This window comes from Sphingobacterium sp. UBA3519, from assembly GCF_002377215.1.
In the GTDB taxonomy this organism is placed as follows: Bacteria; Bacteroidota; Bacteroidia; order Sphingobacteriales; family Sphingobacteriaceae; genus Sphingobacterium; species Sphingobacterium multivorum.
This window is the reverse complement of sequence record NZ_DFPI01000035.1, coordinates 140,331-163,049: the sequence shown is the minus strand read 5'-3', so window position 1 is coordinate 163,049 and position 22,719 is coordinate 140,331. Positions and strand designations below refer to the sequence as shown.

Below are 22,719 nucleotides of genomic sequence, written 5' to 3'. Positions count from 1 at the left end.
GATTAATCATTATAAGTCCATCCCGGATTCTGCGTCAAATTCTTATTGCGTTTAAGTTCGGTATGGCTAATTGGCCAGAACCACATCTTATCGGCAAACGTTGTTTTCAATGTCCAGATCGCAACGGGTTGGTAAAAGAGATCACGTTCCTTTTCATTCATTAAAACATTACAACCGTAGACAGGTAAGGCCTCCTCTACCGGTGCATCCATCCAACGGCGAAGGTCGTAATAACGTTGTCCCTCGCCGACCAACTCAATAAAACGTTCCCGCTTAATTGTTTTACGCAACTCGTTCTTACTGCCATACACACTGGTTGCATAGTCTGGCACACCGCCGCGGATACGGACAGGCTGAATACCTTTTTGCATTTCAGCAATGTCTCGGCTGATGGTATAACTTCCCCCACGCCAAGAAGGAATAGTATATGAACCACTTAATTCATTTAATGCCTCTGCATACATAAGCAGAATATCTGCATAACGGATAGCTGGTTCAGCCTTGGCTACAATGCGTGAGCCCGCTCCTCCTTCGTAGGTATCACTTGGATGAACAAACTTTTTAACCCCAAACCCCGTGCGCAACCAATATGCATTGGCAGAGTTAAAGCCATTACCTTTCGGATCTGCGCTATAATAAAAGATTTGTTTATTGCGATTTTCGGGTTTTGTTTCATTTAGCAATGTCCAGAAGCTCCCACTATAGGCTACTGAAGCATAAAAACGAGGCTCCCGATTTGCATATTGCAAGGAGACACCCGGGCGTAGTGGTCTATATCTTTTTGCATCATAATCTTCCTGGGTCACATAGCCGACTACCCTACTGGAACCATTACCACGTCCAATTTCATGATCTTTTCCCGGCACATCGCGACCATCATTCATCGCGTAAGCATCCACCAGCTTCTGTGTGAGCCCATGCGTATTCCATCCCGTTGCAGAACGCGGTAACTGATGAATAACCATTTGGTCAATCCCTTCATTGGGCTGGTTATTTCCGCGCGTAAATATCAACTCAGGATTACCTGAGGCAGACAACGTTCCGTCGAAGACCTGTGCATACGATTTCGTTGGATCGATATTAGCCCATCCCTCCGGCCAGCTTTTATCTGAAAAGTTATGATCTTCGGGAGGTCTGACGGTCGCATCATCGCCTGTTTCCTGAAAAGGTGCGGTATACAACTTGTACACCCCTAGTTCGATCACATCCCGGGCGGCTGCAGCCGCTTTCGCCCATTTCTCTTCTTTAAAGTCCGCGGACAATAATCGTTTTCCTTTTTTGTCCACCAATAGTGCAGCATAGCCGGAATTATTACCATTGGCCAACGGACTTGCAGCATAAAGTAGTACTTTAGCACGAGCGGCCAAAGCAGCACCAACGGTCGCACGCGCAGAACCATCTTGACCACGCCTCATCCCCAGCACTTCCATTTCCTTTGCTGCCTGCAAGAGTTCATTACTGATATATTCCGCACACTCTTCATAGGTATTTCTCTGAATAGCCAGTTCATCATAGCTATCGGTATAATCCAGCCCTTCATCCGGCAATAATGGAACCGGGCCGTATTTACGGAGCAGTAACCAGTAAAGATAGGCCCGTGCAAAACGAGCCTGTCCCCGATAATCATCTATTTCAGCAGCCGACATCTCCGTATTCATGTATATATTCTGAATGAAAGTAGACGCATTACGAATACCCCGATAGCATTGTGTCCATGTCCCCTGTTTATCACTTTCAGTATATTGTCCCATTTTGAACATATTGTATGAAAGTTCATTTTTTGAGGGGTCATAATCTTTATCCCGATCACCATAATACATGTCGTCTGCAAAACAATGAGGAGTTAAGCCTTTACTGGCTACATCAGCATTTTCTCCTTTAAACTCTTCAAATACGTGAGCCAGCCATTCCTCCGAGTATTTTTTACTTTTAAATGTTTTCTCTAAATTAAGCCGGTCCTTAAAATATTGATCCGACTTTAAATAATCTTTTGTGCAGGATGAGAGCGCTGTTGCTCCAAAAACGAGCATCATAGCTATGTATAATTTCTTTCTTTGCATCTTTTTAAAATTTTATAGGTTAACACTGATGCCAAATGTGAACGACTTAGGCAAAGGATAATCTTCTCCCCGCGGTGTTGCTAATTCCGGATCCCAAAGTTTAAATTTTGACCAGGTCAATAAATTTGAGCCAACCAGAAAGAAGCGAATACTATTGGTTTTGATTCGATTTGTGAATTCTTTCGGCAAGGTATAACCAATATCCAAAGTTTTCAGGCGAATATATTGTCCGTTTCTCAACCAAAAGGTCGACTCCCTGAAATTGTTCGGATTAGCACCATAACTTAGTCGAGGGTAAGATGCATTGGGATTTTCGGTTGACGGGTCACCCGATAGATCAGCCGAAATCCAGCGGTTATCCCCCATCACCCCTTTTAACACTTGTCCCCACTCTCCTTCACTAAAAGCATATACCGTTTTTCCATAGGTAAAGAAGGTCGATTTTCCAGCACCCTGAAAGTGAATGCTAATATCCAGATTTTTCCAACTCGCCGAAACGCCCACACCATAAACTAGATTCGGACGTCGTGTTGCGCCAATCGCCACGCGGTCACCATCGTTAATCAATCCATCGCCATTAACATCTTTATATTTAATATCTCCAGGCTGGTAAGTACCAAATGTTTGTCTCGGGCTATTGCGAATATCGTCATAGTCTTTAAACAAGCCTAAGGCAATCAGCCCTTTTGCCTGGTCTACACGGTATCCTTTTCGATTTTGATAACCATATATATTATTTTCCTCATCGATCTCTGTAATTTCATTTTTACTGTAGGTAATATTGCTTCGCCCGGTTAAATTTACTTCTCCCAATTTTTGTTTGTATTCTAACCGCCCATCAAAACCACTGGATTTGACCGCTCCAACATTAGCACTCGGCACCGATTCCAATCCAACCAACGCTGGCAAAAAATTTCGCGCCATATAAATCCCTGTCCGTTTCTCATCAAAGAAATCCAGATTGGCAACAATCTTATCTTTAAAGAGTGCCACATCAAATCCCAAGTTCTTTTTCGTTGCCATTTCCCAGGTAACATTAGATGAAGAAACTTGACTATATCTCATTCCGCCATAATATCGATTAAAACCGTAATCGGCCCATTGATAGCCTCCTTCGGGAACCCAAACATTGTCATTATTAAAATGTCCAATTTCAGTAAGTGTCGATAGATAAGGGAATCTCGCTCCCCCTGCCAATTGATCGTTCCCCACTCTTCCCCAGGAGTAACGAATCTTGAACATATTCATCCAAGAGATATTATCCTTCACAAACGGTTCCTCTCCGATATTCCAAGCACCTGAAACCGCCGGGAAAAAACCATATTGTTTACCCGGAGCAAAGTTCTCAGAGCCATTATATCCAAAATTAAAATCAGCAATATAACGTGATTTCCAATTATAGGACACACGCCCTGCCAGCGCTTGATTTCGTCTTGCAATCCCGTTTTTAATATCATCTCCGAGATTGACTGTCCGGATAAGTGCATCCCGCGTAAAGCGGGCAACAGCTCCAATATTATGACCGCCAATACTACGATCATAATTAAACATCATATCATAAAACTCACGTCGTTCACCACTGGCACTACTTGCCTGAAACAATTCATGTGGATCCGAAATATGGGTAAATATCAAATCTCCATTCTCATTCCGTGCACGTTCCGCCCGCCATTGCTCTGGCCATTTGCGCCGTTGAATGGTATTATCATTATTGGTATCATACCCAAGAATTCCTCTAAATCGTAATCCTTTGGTAATAAAATCGAAATTCTGTTCGATCGATATATTCGTCTGTATCTTATTTTGCCAGTTTTCATTATAGCCAGTCTGTGTCGCCACCACCCAAGGATTCGTCTGATTTCCGGCTCCAATAGCAGGCACATAACCATTTGAGTACAGCACCGGTGTGCGAATTGGCGAGTAACCGAATAATACACCCCAAAAATCATTGTCTCCTAACCCCGGACTATTTCTTTTGTCTAAGGATCCCGCTACACCTATTTTTAACACTGTACTTTTGGTGACATTAATATCCGTATTCAAACGGTAATTATATCTTTTATAATTTGCATTGGTATTGTAATCGTTGCGCAGTGTCTCATCCGTTTTATACATACCGCCTTCGTCTACATAACTGCCAGACAAAAAATACCGGGCGGTAGCACCACCACCGGTCATATTCAGATTGGCCCGGTACGTCATTGCACCATCTTTAAGTAACAGATCTTTCCAGTTGACATTGGGATAAAGATCGGGGTCTAAGCCCAAACGTAAGATTTCCAGTTCTTCCGGTTGATAAATCGGCTCAAAATTGCGCGTTATACGGGCCTCGTTCAAGAGGTTGGCATAGGTGACGCCATCTTCAAATTCAGGTGTAATAGTTCGGGTATTATAAATATTTTCATCTTTAAAATTAATACTGATCTTACCATCTTTACCGCGTTTGGTTGTGATTAAAATGACACCATTTGCTCCTTTTGAACCATAGATCGCCGTTACTGCGGCATCCTTAAGGATATTAATGGTTTCAATATCTTCAATGTTAATATCATTAATATCGCGCTCTATATTGTCGACCAACACAAGTGCAGAAGCCCCGCCGCCAAAGGTGGAAATGCCTCGGATCCAAAACTCGGTAATATTTTTGCCGGGCTGCCCGGACTGCATCATCCCCAGAACTCCCGGCGCATTCCCGATTAACGCATTACTTATACTTGAAGTCGGATTTCCTTTCATCGTAGTCAGGTCCACACTGCTGGTTGCCGCAGTTGAGGTCAGCGTTTTTTGTGTACCCGTCCCTGTGATCACCACTTCCTCAAGCACGCTAGTTTCGGATTCCTTCAGAGTCACATCGATGACATGATTATCTTTCACAAGTATTTCTTGCTTTTGATAACCGATTGAAGAGAATACAAGTGTTTTGTAGCGTTCTACTTTGATCTTATAGTTACCCTTATTATCAGTCGTTGTTCCAAGGCCAGGAGCATCTTTAACGGAAACACTGACCCCCACTATTGGTGCCTTTTGTGCGTCAACAACAACACCTGTTACTTCTAGCATATCTTGTGCCGACACCCCAAAGCTGACACACAGAAGCAACAAACAGGTTAGTAATATTTTATTTATCATCTTATCCTCGTTAATTTTGGTTACTTTCATCCATTTCTTCCAATGCGATTTTCCGGATACGTCTGTTTTCCCGATCTCCAATGTAAAAGGCATGCTCCTGTTCACTATAAGCGATACCCGACGGACGGTCAAAGCGAGCTTCTTCACGCAAGTCTCCATTGACATACCCGTATGGATTACTATTCAGGCTTGCACTCCCTCTACCGGCAAAAGTGGTTACGGCACCTTCCGGTGTAAGTTTACGGATCGCATGGTTATTAAGGTCCGTAAAATAGAAGTCATACAGATCGGGCTTATTTGCATCTAAATAATCCTGATTTTTCACGAAAACCCCTTGATAAGGTTGGTCGATCTGAGCAGACGATCCAACCCCATCCTTATACCCGCCGCCGCGTACTTTTCCACAAACCAAATAGGGCTGGTTAAATGTCTTTTTCTCCCAGTTGTAGTCTGCCCGCATAATATAACCCCGGTTAATGATCATAATATAGGCGTAATTACCGGTTGGATGGATCAAGATCCTATATTCCCATTCAGGATCCTGAATCAGAAAGGGGTTTGTATAGTCCTTTTGCCCTAAACCTCCATTGAAATATTGATTCAGGTCAAAACGATAAAACTCCCCCTTGCCAAAGCTGTTAAAGTACATTTCCCCATTTACCGGATGAACGGAAGCACCATTGCATTGTTTGCTCCTTGTCAAGACTTCTTTATCCAAGAAATTCCTCGCCCTCGAAAACAACAAATTAGAGTCGTCATTTTCTCCCCCTCTATCCTGAGCGACAATCATATAATTTTTGTCCAAAGTAAAATCTATACTGCGTGGACGATTAAAATCCGATCTCCTCGTCGTTATGGTACTATCTTCAAAATTGATGAGGTATAAACCGTTATTATTATCAAATGTCATCCAAAGATGTTTTGGATTGACTGGGTCAAACTTCATAAAAGAAGAAAGCCAAAAACCACTGGCCATTTTGTTTTGGTCATTATCTTTAAACTTTCCGTCTTTCCAAGGCTCATCACCGCGGGCGTTTCTGTAACCGGCGAGCGTAGATACCACCAGTTTGCGCTGATAATCAAAAGGTGCTTGCGCCTTACCGACAACAGGTTTTTCCTCACCTCCAACGCGCACTTCAATATCCCCTTTAAACGCCTGTTTCGGAACGATACAATAAAGCGATTCGCCCAACGCATTAATGACTACTGCTTTTTTTCCGCCGATAAAGACGGCTACATTTTTGGGGTCGTTTCCGAAGTTTTTTCCATAAATCACAAGCCGTTGCCCCATACCTCCAGATTTGGGCGCAAAATCCGAGACAATCACAGGTTGGGACGGATCAAAGGGCACACCTTCTGCAATGCTGCCAAGATTGTCATTCTTACAGCTTACGATGCCCAAAATAAGCACTATAATAGGCCAAATCATCTGATTAAGAGACCGACTATTAGCCGCCGTTTGTCTAGTTCTCATAAGGTTTAATATTGGTTAGAATTTTATTTTAACATACTTTTTGTATCGCTGCCCATGAATTCCAAATTCACAGACTTTGGCTATATCCATTAAAATGTGATGAACATAACTGATATTTATAGCATAGTTTTAAGACGAACGGATTGAGGCCCGCCCTATTATTAGGCGAACGCTTAGTTTTAATTTCCACATAATTGGTTACTTTTATATAAAGCTAAATGGTATTAGCTATCTTAAGCTAAAAAAAGACTTTCTGACAATCGATTCAAAGTCTTCCGGTTTTTAAAATTACTTTTCTACTTATTTTTCTATTTTAAACTCACAATAGCTATCGACCTTAACGGTTCTCATTCCCCGTGCTCTACACTATTTTTTCTTCACGAAGAAAATGGACGAATGATTTCTGATTTAACTTTCTAAATGCTTCTCTAAGGTTTTCTTTCTATAATTGATTACTCAAATTTAGGGATTGTAAAGATTCTGATACTATAGAATTATCTCAATAAACTGCTTATTTGTATCACAGCAAATAAAGATGACCACATACTTGCGTACACACCACTTCTTGGATATTATTTTGAAAAAAGGTTGGCATGTGAAAAGCATTTTGCTTTGGCTGACTGGAGAATTAGCCCGCTATTCGGAGATCTTATGGATCAAGCTGTATCATTTGCTGCTCGCTTGGGTTCAAACAAAAAAACCTGCAAAATATTTGCAGGTTTTTATCTTTTGTAGCCCGTAGGGGAATCGAACCCCTGTTTCAAGAATGAAAATCTTGCGTCCTAACCCCTAGACGAACGGGCCTTTTAATGCAACTCCAATAACATTGTTGTTTTTGGAGTTGCAAATATAGACCTTAAAATCAGTATTCCAAAAATAATTTTAAATATTTTTTAAATAAGGTCGAAACCGATATCTCTTCTGAAGTATTTACCTTCAAAATATATCCTTCCGGCATCTGCAGTTGCCTGCTGAAGGGCTTCGAACAGCGAATCTTGCAATGTGGTAACAGCAATTACACGTCCACCTGCAGTAACAATCTTACCATCTACTTCTTTCGTACCTGCTTGAAATACGATGGATTCTTTGACATTTTCAATATTGGCGATCTCTTTTCCCGACTCATAATCTCCAGGATAACCTCCCGCAACCAACATGACAGTTACGGCAGTTTTAGGAGATACCGTATAGGAACGTTGCTCCAGATTACCCTGTGCAACACCTTCCAGCAAATCTAACAGATCCGATTCAATACGCGGCAATACAGATTCAGTCTCTGGATCTCCCATACGAACATTATACTCGATGACATAAGGCTCTCCTTCCACATTCATCAAACCGATGAAAATAAATCCTTTATATGGAATGCCATCTTTTTTAAGTCCTTCAACTGTCGGGCGAATAATACGCTCTTCTACTTTATTCAAAAATGTCTCATCTGCAAAAGGAACCGGAGATATCGATCCCATGCCCCCCGTATTTAGGCCTGTATCGCCTTCTCCAATACGTTTATAATCTTTTGCAGAAGGAAGTACTTTATATGAATTACCATCTGTTAAAACAAAAACAGACAATTCAATTCCTTTTAAAAATTCTTCAACAACCACAACCCGGCTAGCTTCTCCGAATTTTGAGTCTGCGATCATCGCTTTTAGCTCCGCTTTGGCATCTTCCAGCGTCTCACAGATCAATACTCCTTTGCCTGCTGCTAAACCATCAGCCTTAAGCACAATCGGCAATTTTTGCGTTTCAAGGTAAGCCAATCCATCTTCCAATGATGTTGCATCAAACGATCTTGAAGCGGCAGTAGGTACGCCATGGCGATCCATAAACTGCTTTGAAAAATCTTTTGAGCCCTCCAATTGAGCGCCCTCTTGCTGCGGCCCTATTACTGGGATATTTTTTAAATCTTCCCGATTTAAAAAATAATCATGAATACCTTTTACCAAAGGCTCTTCGGGACCGACGAGCACCATTTGCACATTATTCTCCAAAACGAAGGAAGCAATAGCAGCAAAGTCGGTAACTTTAATATTTACATTCTGACCATACGCACCTGTTCCAGCATTTCCTGGAGCAATAAACAATTGATCTAAACGTGGACTTTTCGACAACTTATAGGCGAAGGCAGATTCACGACCTCCTGAACCGATTATTAGGATATTCATAACACAAAGATATTTTTTTTATGCTAATTTTAAGGTATCAGATCGTTTAAAATGAGACTAATATTTTGATTTATAAATTGATTAAAGGAAAAATATTTTCTAATTTTCATAAAACATTAGTCATATGTACGCTAAATTACTGCTGTTAGTAAACTGCCTGCTATTCGCTTTGCTGGCGTCGGCCCAGATCGATCAGACCTTGCAGAAACTGGATACTTACCATGAACGGCACATCAAGGAAAAGATTTATCTCCATTTGGACAAAAATGATTATTCGGCTGGCGAAACCATGTGGTTTAAACTTTACTGTACCACCGCCCCTTTTAATTATTTGAGCAACATCAGTAAAATTGCTAATGTAGAATTGATTTCTCCCACCAATAAGATCATTAAGAGTATCAAAATTCCTATTACACTCGGTCTAAGTATAGGCGACTTCAATCTGCCGGACACTTTGGAAGAAGGCTCCTACCGCGTTAGATCATTTACCCGATGGATGCAAAATGACTCTGTAGCCAATTTCTATGAACGCGTCGTCCCCATTACAAATGGTCGATCTGATCATATCATAACGAAAAGTGAACTGGTCAAAAACGGAACAGAAAACATGTTCCAGATTAATCTGAAAACCATTCAGGGAGCCCCGCTGATTAATAACAACATCAGTTATACCCTACAACCGAACAACAATAAAGAGAAATCCGGCCGACTGAAATCAAACGATAATGGAACAATAGCGCTGGAATTGAAAGATGATTTTAAAGGCGGGACACTGTCTTTACAATTTCTTTCGCTGGATAAAAGACGTATTCTAAAAAGTTTTGTCATCCCGGATCCAAACAACCAAAATAGCATCCAAATTTTCCCCGAAAGTGGCGAACTAGTCAACAACATATTATCCAAAACTGGGTTCAAAATCCTTAGCCCTAATGGTTTAGGAAAAAAAGCAAAAATAAAAGTTGTGGAGGAAAATCAAACAACAGTTGCCGATTTTGAAACCAATGCACTGGGAATGGGAAGTATCCCGCTCGTCTTACAGACAGGAAAAAAATACGTCGCTACAGCACTTTTCGAAGATGGATCGTCAACAAGTGCGTCATTACCGCCTGTACAGAATTCCGGATATGTTCTAACCGTAAATTCGGTACTAAAGGATAAGATTGCAGCACAACTTTCCGCTACTGCAGACTTGGTCAATGGCAAAGATATTTATCTAATAGCCCAATACAATGGCCTTGTACTTCATGCCGCCAAGCAGAAACTAAACGGAGCGGAGATCTTATTCAATATCCCCAAAAAAAACCTGCCATCCGGAGTTTTACAGTTGTCTATCTTAACAGACCAAATGATTCCTATTGTGGAAAGACTGGTGTTTAACTACAATACGACATCGACTTTACTTCCTGTCTCCGTAGAACTCAACAAACCCAGCTTCTCAACACGCGATAAAGTGATCGCAAATCTTTCCGTTAACTATGAAGATAGTGACACCACGAGGTTTGCCGCGCTTTCTGCATCAGTGGTAAACCTCAGTAAGGTTGATTCTACGACAGACCGCTATTATTCATCTATTGTCTCGGAGCTTCTATTGAAATCTGATCTTCGTGGCTTTATTGAACGTCCCAATTACTACTTTGCGGATTTAACGAACATCAAACTGACAGAACTGGACAATCTCATGCTGATCCAAGGTTGGCGCAAGTTGGACTGGAAGAATTATACAAGTACAGCAACCGCTGCGTTCCCTCCTGAAAAAGGACTTACCATAGCTGGGACCATCAAGAAAACGGCCCGCAAGGCTGTCGTTCCAAATGCCAAAGTAACAATTATACCGACGAGCAACATGTTGCTGAGTATAGATACACTGACCGATAATAATGGCCGATTTTCATTTGACGAACTTTTATTTGCAGACAGTGTCAAGTTTATTGTGACAGGTGATGGCCCTAAAGAGAAAAAAAGAGTTGATATTGTTATCGACAACCCGCTCACCCCACCACCTAATGCAAGTAAAGATCAACCCTTGTTGCTTAACGACATCAATAGCACCTTGCTTACACAACTGAAAAATAGTCAACAGTTTCTTGGCGAATTGGAAGCGGCTGGTATTATAGAAAAAAGTATCCGATTGGAAGAGGTACAGGTCAACAGGGTAAGAACAACTAAAGCCGACAAAAACTCCAGAAACCTGAATGGGCCAGGAAACGCCGATCAAGTCATCTCTGCAGACGAATTATCTGGCTGTGCTACATTTGCTCAATGCCTCAATGGACGGCTAAATGGTGTTATTTTTCGAAATGGAATCCCTTACAGCACAAGATCGATGAATAGTCCGATGCAAGTTGTTCTCGATGGAATGTATATTGAACCCGAGCAAATAGATATGATCAATACTGCGGACATTGCGAGTGTTGAAGTCTTGCGTAGCATTGGAAACACGGCAATTTATGGCATGTATGGAGGCAGTGGTGTTATTGTGATTACCAGTAAATCCGGAGATGCAATTGCTTCATCTTATACACCCACAGGCATTGTAACCATCACGCCAAAAGGGTTATATGTACCCCGAACCTTTTTCAAACCCCAATATGATGCAACAATCCAACATAAGCTTACACGCGATCTCCGGACAACAATCGCATGGGAACCAAATCTGATTACACAGCAAGAAGGAAAAACACATTTCGATTTCTTTACTTCTGACGAACCTGGGACTTACAAACTAACCGTTGAGGGAATAAGCATGGATGGAAAAATTGCTCATCTGGAGTATTTAATAGAGGTAAAACCACAATAGCAGCGCAAACAAATCGTTATATTTAAAAACAAGGTTATGCAACATATTAAAACCAAAATAGAAGATCATATTTTAAGTATTTTCCTCGACAGGGGGAAGTCAAATGCCATCGACACTCAGCTATTGAAGGAACTGATAGACACCTTGGAATCTTCCCAGCAAAATGAAGCCATTTATGGTGCACTATTGATTGGCAAGGAAAACTTCTTTAGCGCAGGACTCGATCTAATTACCTTATTCCAATACGATGAAGAACAGATTCAGGAATTCTGGAATTTATTCTTGGAGGCGACATCGCTACTGGCCGCTTTTCCAAAGCCGCTCGTGGCTGCAATATCTGGTCATAGCCCAGCTGGGGGCTGCGTACTGGCACTCTGCTGCGATTATCGCATTATGGCCGAAGGGAATTTTGTGATTGGCCTTAATGAAATTCCAGTCGGACTCATCGTCCCTGAAAGTATATTTCAGCTTTATGCATTTTGGATCGGAAAACGGAATGCGTATCAGAATTTGCTCGAAGGTAAATTGCTCTCTCCTGTAGATGCAAAAACACAGGGGCTTATCGATGACATTGTTCCCGCTAATATACTCTTCAATACCGCAACAAAAAAGATAAAACAGATCACGCAGTTCAACCAAAAGACCTGGCAGACATCCAAATTGAACTTCCGAAAGGAAATAATCCTTAAATTGCGCGAGAATAGAGAAGAGACAATCCAGCGCATCCTCGAACAATGGTGGCTTCCGTCAACGCGCTCTATTCTAAAGTCAATCATTGAAAACTTGACTTCGAAGAAGTAATATTAAACAAAATCATCATGAGAAATCTCTTTTTCTTTATTCTTATTTGTCTCACTGCAAGCACAATCTCCTGCAGAAATAGTAAAAAAGAAGATAAGGCTATAAAAATCGTACAGGATTCAATTCCTGTGGATACCCTACAAAAACCTGACAGGACTGAAAAGGAAGTAAAGAAAGAGAACTCCGAAACGCTGGAGGAAGTACTGGAGAAACTTGCCAAGGCATATTCTGAGCAGGACAGTAAAACAATAAATTCCTATATACATCCCAAATTGGGAATTTATATTATTTATCGTCCAGGCGCACTAGACTCTTATGTACACCAAAACAGTTTTAATTTTTCTAAGCCTGTACCAGAGTACCATTCTTATGAAAAGTTAACATACAAGGGTCCATTGAAGTCCGGAAAACTACCTATTTTTGATTGTGGTACGATGAAGTGGGATAAAGCCGGATTCTATTACGATAGAAAATCCCGCCCCAATGAATTATCTCAAACGGCAAAGTTCATGAATGAAATTCTTGACGCCAAAATTAGTAATACTGAATTACAGCGACTAAGAAATATAGAATTCAAAAGTTATAGAGCCATTATGACCTCCAATGAACATGAAGAACCCTTTGTTTTTCATGTGACAAAAGAGGGAGAAAAATGGTATATTACAGCCATAGACCGCGCTTATGCCGGATGTGACGCATAATATGTTGTACATTTTAACCAAACTTAACGATAATGAAAAATTTAGATAAAGACATACAAAGGAAAATCGAAGATTGGTTAACCCCAAGTTATGATGAAGGAACTCGAAAGGCAGTTCAGGATTTAATTGACAATAATGAAGAGACAGAACTTACGGATTCTTTTTACAAGGATCTTGAGTTTGGAACCGGTGGCTTAAGGGGCATTATGGGTGTGGGCTCCAATCGTATGAATAAGTATACGATCGGCAAAGCCACGCAAGGATTAGCCAACTATTTAAAGAAACAATTCCCAGATCAGGAGATTAAAGTAGCGGTATCTTATGATAGCCGCAACAATTCGCAGGCATTTGGCCAGCTGGTTGCCAACGTTTTTGCCGCCAACGGCATCAAGGTACATCTGTTCACCGAATTGCGCCCGACCCCAATGTTGTCGTTTGCCATTCGTCATTTCGGCTGTCAGAGCGGTGTTATGCTAACGGCTTCACACAACCCAAAGGAGTACAATGGTTATAAGGCTTACTGGAACGATGGCTGCCAGCTGACTGCCCCACATGATAAAAATGTAATCGACGAAGTAAACGCAATCAGTTCAGTGAGCGCTATTGAATTTGACGGGAATACGCAAAACATCATTCCTGTTGGGGAAGAAATCGATCAGCGCTATATCAATGCCAATAAAACATTAAGTATTCATCCGGAAGCGGTACTGGCTCAAAAAAACTTGAAAATTGTTTTTTCGCCGATACATGGTACCGGAATTACCATTGTTCCTAAAATGCTAGAAGCCTGGGGATTTGAAAATGTTTCAGTCGTTGCTGAACAGGCCACGCCCGATGGCAACTTTCCAACGGTAATCTATCCAAACCCCGAAGAGGAAGATGCAATGGCCTTAGCAAAGAAAAAAGGGGAAGAAATTGATGCTGACCTTGTATTGGCAACAGATCCCGATGCTGATCGTGTAGGGATTGCCGTAAAAAATAATAAGGGACAATTTCAACTGCTCAATGGTAATCAGATCGGCAGTTTATTGATATACTATGTCCTCAGTGCAAAAAGTGAACTAAAACAACTCGGATCGAATCCATATATTGTAAAAACTATCGTAACCAGTAATTTACAAGCCGATATCGCAGATCACTATGGTGTAACGCATTATGAAACACTTACAGGCTTCAAATATATTGGTGAATTGATTACCAATCTAGGTGATTCAGCACAATATCTTGTGGGCGGGGAGGAAAGTTATGGTTTCTTGGTCGGCGATCTAGTGCGTGACAAGGACGCTCCAAACGCTTGTGCTTTCCTAGCCGAAATGACCGCCTATTTCAAAACAAAAGGAAAAACAGTTTACGAAGTTTTATTAGATATATACAAAGAATTTGGCTGTTATCAAGAAAAGCTAATTTCCTTAACAAAAAAAGGAAAGGCTGGTGCCGAAGAAATTCAGGCCATGATGAATGGCTTACGTCATAATCTACCAACCGCACTCGGTGGAATAAAAGTCAAAGAAATCAGGGACTATCAGCTTTCCCAAATCACAGATATGAGTACAGGGGAGCGAAGAGCGATAGCATTGCCTAAATCTGATGTATTGCAATTTATAACAGTAAATGGCGATGTGATTTCTGCCAGACCATCGGGAACTGAACCGAAGATTAAATTTTACTGTTCTGTAAAAGAAAGCTTAAGGGATACCGCTGATTATTTCGATGTGCAAACTATTTTGGAAGAGAAGGTTGACCGCATGATGAAAGATATTATAAGCTAATGGAAAAGTGGAAACTATTATCCTCTGAATATATCTGTAAAGAGCCTTGGGCTACACTGCGCAGAGATACCTGTGAACTTCCGGATGGACGGATCAATGAACATTATTACGTACTGGAGTATCCAGATTGTGTAAATATGATCGGAATTACTGAGCAGAACGAACTTCTGGTCATTAAGCAATACCGCCATGGAGCAGGCATTATTTCATTGGAGATTCCCGCAGGGACAACAGAAGCAGGAGAAGATCCTAAAAATGCTGCTGTGCGTGAAATGCTTGAAGAAACAGGCTATCAATTTGATCAGATTGAAGAAATCGCCACGCTTTATGCCAACCCGGCGACAAGTGGCAATATTACCTATACCTATCTGATGACGGGGGGTAAAAAAGTTCAGGAACAGGCATTAGATGAACATGAGGAAATCGATGTCTATCGTATACCGCTTGAAGAAGCGAAAAGGATGCTACTAGACAACAAATTCAACCAGGCACTCCATGCGAGTGCGCTATTCTATGCTTTTAATAAATTAGGCTTGTTATAAAACAAGCCTAATTTTATTCTGTTTTTTTCATTCATACTTTTAATTTTCACTAGCATGCTGATTTTTGTACCTTTGCGTCATGGCAAGAGAAATTTTTGAAACCAAACGAAAGGCCCTGAAAATAAATCTAAACCCAGAGATTTATGGAACCTTTGCAGAGATCGGTGCTGGACAGGAAGTCGCACGTAACTTTTTCAACGCAGGAGCAGCATCAGGCACAATTGCTAAAACAATGTCAGCTTACGACATGGCTTTCAGTGATGCAATTTATGGTGAAGAGGCTGATGGTCGATATGTCAGCAGAACACGTTTAAAGAAAATGCTCTCCCATGAATTCAATCTTCTTACCCAACGGCTTCATGGCGATAAATACTGCAACAAAAAATTCTTTGCTTTTGCAGACACGGTAACAACCCTCAATTTCACCAAGACAAATGAACCTCACGGCTGGATCGGACTTCGCTTCCAACATGAAGTTGGAGGCCCTACAAATGATATTATTGTCCATGTAAGACTGCTAGACAGCGACAACCAATTGCAACAAAAGGTTTTAGGTATAATTGGTGTTAACCTATTATTTGCGGCTTATTATTATACAGACAATGTGCAGACCATGATCGAATCATTGGTCGATAACCTTTCTGTTGGTTCCGTTGAGATTGACCTGGTTAAATTAAACGGACCTCTATTTGAAAACGTCAACCAACGTCTCATCAACTTATACCTGATTGCAAAAGGATTTGCTAAAGCCGCTATATTCCAGCCCGATGGCAAAGCGGTACAAATCAAAGATTATCTGTACAAAAAGAACATTATTCTACTTCGCACCAAATACCGTCAAAAATCCCTTCCAAACTTTGACCTCTTCAATCTTGCCGTTGAACAGTTCAAAAAAAATACAGGTGCAACTGACGCAGACACCATTGTATTAATTGAAGTCCTGATGGGAAATGTGTTGGAAGATACGCATGAAATTACAGATGAAGACCTGCAAGAATTTGCTTCTAGGGCTGACGAACTATGTGCGACAGGCAATAATATTATCGTTAGCAACTTTAGAAGAAATAATCATTTAGCCGAGTTTATAAGCAACTTTAAGCCTAAGAACATTGGAATTGCAACCAACGTTTACAATTTAAAGAACATTTTCAATTCAGATAATTATAATAAAGAGTTATACACCAATGAACTTCTTTCCTATATCTCGGGGATGTTCAATAAAAATGTGAAACTCTACGCATATCCTTATCTCTTGAAAAAAGAAAATAAGATTATTACAACGCACAATATGCCGGTTTCTGAAGAAGCCAAACCTTTATTTGAATTCTTAATTAAAAACGGCTACATCATTGATATTGAAAATTACGACGAAAAATTTGTAAAAACCGTATAAGCAGATTATCTCCAAAATTATAATTTATTATATAGCCCTATTTTCTTAAATTGGGCTATATTTATTTTTGTGCCTTATGAAGCAAGAAAATGTAATACTGGTTGACAGCAATGACAGGATGATTGGTAGCATGGAGAAATATGAAGCCCATGAAAAGGGGCTATTACACCGTGCTTTTAGTGTATTTTTGTTCAATGAGCAAGACGAATTGCTCCTGCAACAAAGAGCATTAAGTAAATACCACTGTGGCGGACTTTGGACCAATAGCTGTTGCTCGCATCAGCGTCTGGAAGAAAGTAACATCGATGCCGCCAAAAGGCGCTTAATGGAAGAATTAGGAATTACTGCAACAGCCCTTCAAGATGTCTTCTCGTTCGTTTATAAAGCTCAATTTGACAACGGACTTACGGAGCATGAATTCGATTATGTCTTATTCGGAAAATTTAATGGAACTCCAGAAATTAACGAAGAAGAAGTTGCCGCAACAAAATACATGAATCAACGGGAAATTCAAAATGAAATACAACACTCACCCGAGCAGTTTACCCCCTGGTTCAAACTAATCTATCAACGTGCTTTTGATACTTACTTTAGTATATATAAAAACAAATTATAACAATCTTATACCGTGCAAAAAAAATCCTGCCTTTTAAAAAGCAGGATTTTTTTTTTCCTTTAGTTTAGCGAATCGCTATAAGAATTTTTTATAGATGGAATACAGAATTTTAAGATCATTCTCACTCATGAACGCTGTATTTACGTCCTGCTGAATGTAGTGAATCTTAAATGCTTTTATTGCCGCATCGAGATTACTTACATCGTAACCGATGATACGTAATGCCATTTTTGGGTTAAAGTCTGCTGGAGGCGTCTCTAAATAGTCCTCATACCAAAAGCCGAATCCTTGATCAGCCAGTTTTTTCCAAGGAAAACGTGACGGATCATTTTTTCGGGTTGGTGCCAAATCCATATGTCCAATAAAATTTGCCTGCGGGATTCTATAGGTCGTTTTTAAATAAGTCAACAACTGCGTCAAGGCGTTTATTTGGGCATCGGTCCAAGGATCAGTAGTCCCATTATTATCGAGCTCGATACCAATGGAAGAAGAATTGAGGTCCGTATCATTGCCCCATTTCCCCAAGCCCGCATGATGTGCACGATAGAGGTCATTGACCATCTGCACTACTTGTCCATCCCGACCAACCACATAATGGGAGCTTACACCTGCTTTCGCGGAATGAAATGTACGGATGGTCTGTCCCAAAGAATCCTGTGCTGTATGATGAATGACAACAAAATTGGGTTTACGGATGCCAAAATTAATCGAGGCGATCCATTGTTGTTCTTTGACATTCACCTTCTCCAATTGACCGGTGACAGGCGATTGTTTATAGAGTTTTGAAAATTCTTTTGCTTGCTTCTTATATACCTTTTCAGTCTTCGCGTATTTCCCCGCACAGGAAGCCAATAATGCTGTTGCGACACAAAGATTGATGGAAAATTTTAGTATCTTCATATTGAAATGTTTCAGCACAAACTAAGGTAAATTTGCCAACAAAAACAAATTTATTTAGCTTCGTCCTATAGTTCGACATAATTTCCAAATATCCTTTTCTTATACATTGCGAAACAACGCTGCCTGCTTTAAAAAAAGCCCATACCAATGTTTGAGCCTTTCCCATGTCAACCATGCATTTCCTGCTTAACTGAAATTACATTTTTTATTATTTTAATGCGCTTAGGTTCAATTTTGCCAAAAACCCTTTCAGCTCGTCGAGGCTATACCCATTTCCCCGAAGAGTAATTAAATAGCGGTCTTTCTCGAGATAACTTATTTCGGAGCTTTTTGCCGTTGAGCCTTCCACTCCTTTGCTATCTGTTGTTTTTGCTCGTTTACCTTCAAATTCGCCAGTTTTTTCTATTTCAGTATCTGTAATTTTCTCTGAATCTACCATGAAGCCCATTTGCGCCAAGCCCACGATTGCCGAAGCTGTCTCGCCCGCGCCATCAATGATATTGACTTTAATTTCCTTTTGGTTATCTACAGTATATGTCGCCTCTCCAGATACAACCTCTGCCCCATACATTGATCCGCCAGAATAGGACGTTCTTTTTAAACCATCTAAGCTTTCCGGTAAAAAAGCCTTCAACTCTTCCGAACTTAAGGGTTTCTCGGATTTAAGTTTGGCTTGAAGGTCTTCCAATTTTTTTGCTCCATCACTCAGATTACCCAAGTTGGATACTCCCTTAACTACATCCGAAATCCCAGCCTCTTTCTCCTTAGCATCTTCACCACCTTCACTGGATTTGCTGTTGCCGCAGCTCGCGACCAAAAGGCCCAGTCCTAAGAGAACAGGCATTACTTTCCATTGTCTTTTCATGATTATCAGTTTTAATTAAAACGCTAAAAAGAACAAAATAATATAATTAATCTAAATTTTAAAATCTGTTCGCATACGATCTTTAGCCCTTAAGGCGCGACCTAAATTTCTACCTGTTACTTGCATTACCTAGGTACTGCCGAATGGGACTGCGCTACACAAAAAAAGGCCTCTATACGAGTATAGAGGCCTTCCGTTATAACTACCGAGATTATGCTTCGGCGTATTCCTCAATTGAAGGACACGAACAAATCAATGTACGGTCACCTTGAGAGTCGTTCACACGACCTACTGAAGGCCAGAATTTACGTTCTCTTACATACTCCAATGGGTATGCGGCAGTTTGACGACTGTAAGGTCTGTCCCACTCATCTGCAGTTACAACCGAAGCTGTATGTGGTGCATGTTTCAGTACGTTGTTAGCTTGGTCTACGTCTCCTGCTTCAACCGCAGCGATCTCTTCACGGATAGCAACTAATGCATCACAGAAACGATCCAATTCAGCCTTAGACTCAGATTCAGTAGGCTCAACCATCAATGTTCCTGCAACAGGGAAAGAAACAGTCGGTGCGTGGAAACCATAATCCATTAAACGTTTTGCAATATCTGCAACCTCGATACCAAAGTTTTTGAATCCACGGCAATCTAAGATCATTTCGTGTGCACAACGTCCGTTAGTACCTGAATAAAGTACTGGATACGCATTTTCTAAACGTGCCTTAATATAGTTTGCATTTAATATTGCGGTTCTTGTCGCATTTGTCAAGCCTTCACCACCCATCATTGAAATATAAGCATGGGAAATAAGCAAGATTGATGCTGAACCAAATGGAGCTGCAGAAACAGCAGAGATACCCTCTTCACAAGAAGTCGAAACCACTTCGTGGTTAGGTAAGAAAGGAACTAAGTGTTTTGCAACACCGATAGGTCCCATACCTGGACCTCCACCACCGTGAGGAATACAGAATGTTTTATGGAGGTTCAAGTGACAAACATCGGCACCAATATGCCCTGGGCTTGTCAATCCAACCTGTGCATTCATGTTCGCACCGTCCATATAAACCTGACCGCCATTTGCATGAACAATTTCACAGACTTCAATGATCGACTCTTCAAATACACCGTGTGTAGAAGGGTAAGTCACCATCAGTGAGTTCAAGTTTGCAGCATGTTCAGTCGCTTTTGCTCTTAAATCTGGAATATCGATATTTCCTAATTCATCACATTTCACAACGACCACTTTTAAGCCTGCCATAGAAGCAGAAGCAGGGTTGGTTCCGTGTGCAGAAGCAGGGATCAAACAGATATTACGTCCATGATCACCACGGCTCTCATGGTAAGCACGGATAACCATCAGACCAGCATACTCGCCTTGTGCTCCTGAATTTGGCTGGAAACTCATCTTCGCAAAACCAGTGATCTCAGACAACCAATCGTTCAATTCGCCAATCATTTGCATATATCCAGACGTTTGATCTGCAGGAGCAAATGGATGCAAACCACCAAATCTCGCCCATGTAACTGGCACCATTTCAGCTGTAGCATTCAATTTCATCGTACATGAGCCCAATGGAATCATCGAGTGGCAAAGCGATAAATCTTTTGCTTCCAACGATTTGATATAGCGCAACATCTCATGTTCAGAATGATAGCTATTAAAATTTGGATGTATTAAGTAGGCAGAAGTACGTACTAAATCGGCAGGAATTGAAGAACCTAAATTCTCTTCTAATGCATCGAAATCTACGTCATTCAATGTTTTACCTTGAATTTTAGCAAATACTTTGACGATCGTCTTAATATCTTCGTATGTGGTTGTTTCGTCGATAGCAATTGAAACTTCCGAACCATTATAATAGAAGTTTAATTCGTTATTTAATGCTTCAGATTTCAAAGCACCAGCATGTGCACCTAAGTCTACACGTAAAGTATCAAAATAAGCCGCATTCAATTGCGTATAACCCAACGACTGTAATGCTTGATCCAACAGATTGGCCAAAGCATTGATACGTGATGCTATATTTTTGATTCCTTCTGGGCCATGGTACACGGCATAGAAAGAAGCCATAATCGCTAAAAGAGCTTGTGCAGTACAAATATTTGAAGAAGCTTTATCACGGCGGATGTGTTGTTCACGAGTCTGCAAAGCCATACGCAATGCATACTTTCCATTTGAATCGGAAGTAACACCGATAATACGACCAGGGATATTACGTTTAAAGCTGTCGCGTGTCGCAAAATATGCTGCATGAGGACCACCAAAGCCCATCGGTACGCCAAAACGTTGCGAATTACCAACAACAACATCTGCACCCCATTCTCCCGGAGGCGTTAATAATGCTAAGCTCATCAAATCTGCCGCCGCACACACGGTAATATGCTTACTGTGAGCTGTAGCCGCAAATGATTTATAATCGACAATGGAGCCATCAGCAGCAGGATATTGAACAAATGCAGCAAATACATCGTCTGTTAATTCTGATTCAGCAATAGCCGCAATTTTAAGCTCGATACCAAAAGACAAAGCACGGGTCTTCAATACATCAATCGTCTGCGGATAGGCATTGTTCGACACCAAGAAAACATTAGCATCTTTATTTTTCCGAGCTGAATAAAGCATAAACATGGCTTCAGCTGCAGCCGTAGCTTCATCCAACAAAGAGGCATTGGCAATTTCTAAACCTGTGAAATCACAAATTACAGTCTGGAAGTTCAATAAAGCTTGTAACCTACCTTGTGCAATCTCCGCCTGATAAGGCGTATACTGCGTATACCATCCTGGGTTTTCAAATACATTGCGTTGAATGACGCCCGGAAGGATTACATCGTAGTAACCTTGACCAATAAAAGATTTAAAAACTTTATTTTTCTCAGCGATTTCCCCAATACGCTTTAAATAGGCTACCTCAGACAATGCTTTGGGAAGATTTAAAGGCTTTGGAGCACGAATTTGAGAAGGGACCGTTTGGTCAATAAGCTGGTCAATTGACGAAACGCCTAATTTAGCCAACATTTCATTCGCTTCAACTGGACTTGGGCCATTGTGGCGACTTTCGAATTTTTCTTGGAAGTGTATATTGCTCATGTGTGCAAAAAGTTAACGCTTATAGATAGTTAGCGACATAATAATTAGGCAATTAACTCTCTTATAAACAGTCGTTTTTTGGATGAGCAAAGATAGCAAAATAAATGACTGAAAACGAAGCAAAAAAGTGGATAAAAAGTCAGTTTTACTGAGCCACCGAAATGCAATCGATTGTCTTTGTCAATTAATTTTTGGAATAACCTCAAACATACAAGTTGTTCATTATAAATATAACAAACAATACAACAATCGCTTGCCACAATTTTAAAAAAAGATAGGGTTATCTGCTATTTCACCCCCGCATTTCTTTCATTACTTCACTATCCTTTTTTGCAATGCCCATGAATTTTCAATAAATTAGTATATGTACCAATTGTAAAGTGACTTCGAAATAACGATATACACTTTTTTGCTAAGAA

Annotated in this window: 14 protein-coding genes and 1 tRNA gene; 7 read left to right on the top strand and 8 right to left on the bottom strand. The window is 40.7% G+C overall.

The genetic code is table 11. The features are described from left to right. Positions 1-2: 2 nt before the first annotated feature. From B3297_RS22640 to purD, 5 genes are all read right to left on the bottom strand, one after another. Positions 3-2,060: a RagB/SusD family nutrient uptake outer membrane protein gene (locus B3297_RS22640; RefSeq protein ID WP_201639927.1), complete on the bottom strand. Its 2,058-nt coding sequence runs from the start codon at positions 2,058-2,060 to the stop codon at positions 3-5. Between the two features lie 12 nt (positions 2,061-2,072). Continuing rightward, positions 2,073-5,282: a SusC/RagA family TonB-linked outer membrane protein gene (locus B3297_RS22635; protein WP_236586144.1), complete on the bottom strand. Its 3,210-nt coding sequence runs from the start codon at positions 5,280-5,282 to the stop codon at positions 2,073-2,075. Then, a complete protein-coding gene (locus tag B3297_RS22630; protein ID WP_201639928.1) occupies positions 5,200-6,663 on the bottom strand; it encodes an IPT/TIG domain-containing protein in 1,464 nt (487 codons plus the stop codon). The genes B3297_RS22635 and B3297_RS22630 overlap by 83 nt, the downstream gene beginning before the upstream one ends. Positions 6,664-7,395: 732 nt before the next feature. Next, positions 7,396-7,467 (bottom strand) — tRNA-Glu (locus B3297_RS22625). A gap of 89 nt (positions 7,468-7,556) precedes the next feature. Beyond that, positions 7,557-8,831, bottom strand: a complete 1,275-nt coding sequence (gene purD / locus B3297_RS22620; RefSeq protein ID WP_201639929.1) for a phosphoribosylamine--glycine ligase — start codon at positions 8,829-8,831, stop codon at positions 7,557-7,559. 124 nt (positions 8,832-8,955) lie between these two features. Between purD and B3297_RS22615 the strand changes: the two genes are divergently transcribed. From B3297_RS22615 to idi, 7 genes are all read left to right on the top strand, one after another. After that, the gene (locus tag B3297_RS22615) at positions 8,956-11,628 is read left to right on the top strand and encodes a carboxypeptidase-like regulatory domain-containing protein (protein WP_286779535.1); all 2,673 of its coding nucleotides are present in this window, start codon (positions 8,956-8,958) and stop codon (positions 11,626-11,628) included. Between the two features lie 36 nt (positions 11,629-11,664). After that, complete coding sequence (locus B3297_RS22610) at positions 11,665-12,429, top strand: enoyl-CoA hydratase/isomerase family protein (protein WP_115046066.1); 765 nt, start codon at positions 11,665-11,667, stop codon at positions 12,427-12,429. Between the two features lie 17 nt (positions 12,430-12,446). After that, positions 12,447-13,130 (top strand): hypothetical protein, encoded by a 684-nt coding sequence (locus B3297_RS22605; protein WP_286779534.1) that lies wholly within the window; start codon positions 12,447-12,449, stop codon positions 13,128-13,130. A 32-nt stretch (positions 13,131-13,162) separates the two neighbouring features. Beyond that, positions 13,163-14,899, top strand: coding sequence for a phospho-sugar mutase (locus B3297_RS22600; protein ID WP_286779533.1), 1,737 nt, complete (start codon positions 13,163-13,165; stop codon positions 14,897-14,899). Beyond that, positions 14,899-15,441 (top strand): NUDIX hydrolase, encoded by a 543-nt coding sequence (locus B3297_RS22595; protein WP_286779532.1) that lies wholly within the window; start codon positions 14,899-14,901, stop codon positions 15,439-15,441. The genes B3297_RS22600 and B3297_RS22595 overlap by 1 nt, the downstream gene beginning before the upstream one ends. Positions 15,442-15,520: 79 nt before the next feature. Beyond that, the gene (locus tag B3297_RS22590) at positions 15,521-16,834 is read left to right on the top strand and encodes a nicotinamide mononucleotide adenylyltransferase (RefSeq protein WP_075990474.1); all 1,314 of its coding nucleotides are present in this window, start codon (positions 15,521-15,523) and stop codon (positions 16,832-16,834) included. A 76-nt stretch (positions 16,835-16,910) separates the two neighbouring features. Continuing rightward, the gene (gene idi / locus B3297_RS22585) at positions 16,911-17,450 is read left to right on the top strand and encodes an isopentenyl-diphosphate Delta-isomerase (protein ID WP_115046074.1); all 540 of its coding nucleotides are present in this window, start codon (positions 16,911-16,913) and stop codon (positions 17,448-17,450) included. A gap of 75 nt (positions 17,451-17,525) precedes the next feature. On the opposite strand, the gene B3297_RS22580 is transcribed toward idi, so the two are convergent. The 3 genes from B3297_RS22580 to gcvP form a co-directional block, all read right to left on the bottom strand. Continuing rightward, on the bottom strand, positions 17,526-18,350 hold the full coding sequence (locus B3297_RS22580) for an N-acetylmuramoyl-L-alanine amidase (RefSeq protein ID WP_286779531.1): 825 nt from the start codon (positions 18,348-18,350) through the stop codon (positions 17,526-17,528). A gap of 208 nt (positions 18,351-18,558) precedes the next feature. Then, positions 18,559-19,215: a hypothetical protein gene (locus tag B3297_RS22575; RefSeq protein WP_075990471.1), complete on the bottom strand. Its 657-nt coding sequence runs from the start codon at positions 19,213-19,215 to the stop codon at positions 18,559-18,561. A 211-nt stretch (positions 19,216-19,426) separates the two neighbouring features. Further along, positions 19,427-22,300, bottom strand: a complete 2,874-nt coding sequence (gcvP, locus tag B3297_RS22570) for an aminomethyl-transferring glycine dehydrogenase (protein WP_286779530.1) — start codon at positions 22,298-22,300, stop codon at positions 19,427-19,429. Between the last annotated feature and the right edge of the window lie 419 nt (positions 22,301-22,719).

What these genes read in the sequence shown, in the direction of transcription:
- B3297_RS22640 (WP_201639927.1), bottom strand. Translation starts at nt 2,060, where the DNA reads ATGCAAAGAAAGAAATTATACATAGCTATGATGCTCGTTTTTGGAGCA.
- B3297_RS22635 (WP_236586144.1), bottom strand. Translation starts at nt 5,282, where the DNA reads ATGCCTTTTACATTGGAGATCGGGAAAACAGACGTATCCGGAAAATCG.
- B3297_RS22630 (WP_201639928.1), bottom strand. Translation starts at nt 6,663, where the DNA reads ATGAGAACTAGACAAACGGCGGCTAATAGTCGGTCTCTTAATCAGATG.
- purD (WP_201639929.1), bottom strand. Translation starts at nt 8,831, where the DNA reads ATGAATATCCTAATAATCGGTTCAGGAGGTCGTGAATCTGCCTTCGCC.
- B3297_RS22615 (WP_286779535.1), top strand. Translation starts at nt 8,956, where the DNA reads ATGTACGCTAAATTACTGCTGTTAGTAAACTGCCTGCTATTCGCTTTG.
- B3297_RS22610 (WP_115046066.1), top strand. Translation starts at nt 11,665, where the DNA reads ATGCAACATATTAAAACCAAAATAGAAGATCATATTTTAAGTATTTTC.
- B3297_RS22605 (WP_286779534.1), top strand. Translation starts at nt 12,447, where the DNA reads ATGAGAAATCTCTTTTTCTTTATTCTTATTTGTCTCACTGCAAGCACA.
- B3297_RS22600 (WP_286779533.1), top strand. Translation starts at nt 13,163, where the DNA reads ATGAAAAATTTAGATAAAGACATACAAAGGAAAATCGAAGATTGGTTA.
- B3297_RS22595 (WP_286779532.1), top strand. Translation starts at nt 14,899, where the DNA reads ATGGAAAAGTGGAAACTATTATCCTCTGAATATATCTGTAAAGAGCCT.
- B3297_RS22590 (WP_075990474.1), top strand. Translation starts at nt 15,521, where the DNA reads ATGGCAAGAGAAATTTTTGAAACCAAACGAAAGGCCCTGAAAATAAAT.
- idi (WP_115046074.1), top strand. Translation starts at nt 16,911, where the DNA reads ATGAAGCAAGAAAATGTAATACTGGTTGACAGCAATGACAGGATGATT.
- B3297_RS22580 (WP_286779531.1), bottom strand. Translation starts at nt 18,350, where the DNA reads ATGAAGATACTAAAATTTTCCATCAATCTTTGTGTCGCAACAGCATTA.
- B3297_RS22575 (WP_075990471.1), bottom strand. Translation starts at nt 19,215, where the DNA reads ATGAAAAGACAATGGAAAGTAATGCCTGTTCTCTTAGGACTGGGCCTT.
- gcvP (WP_286779530.1), bottom strand. Translation starts at nt 22,300, where the DNA reads ATGAGCAATATACACTTCCAAGAAAAATTCGAAAGTCGCCACAATGGC.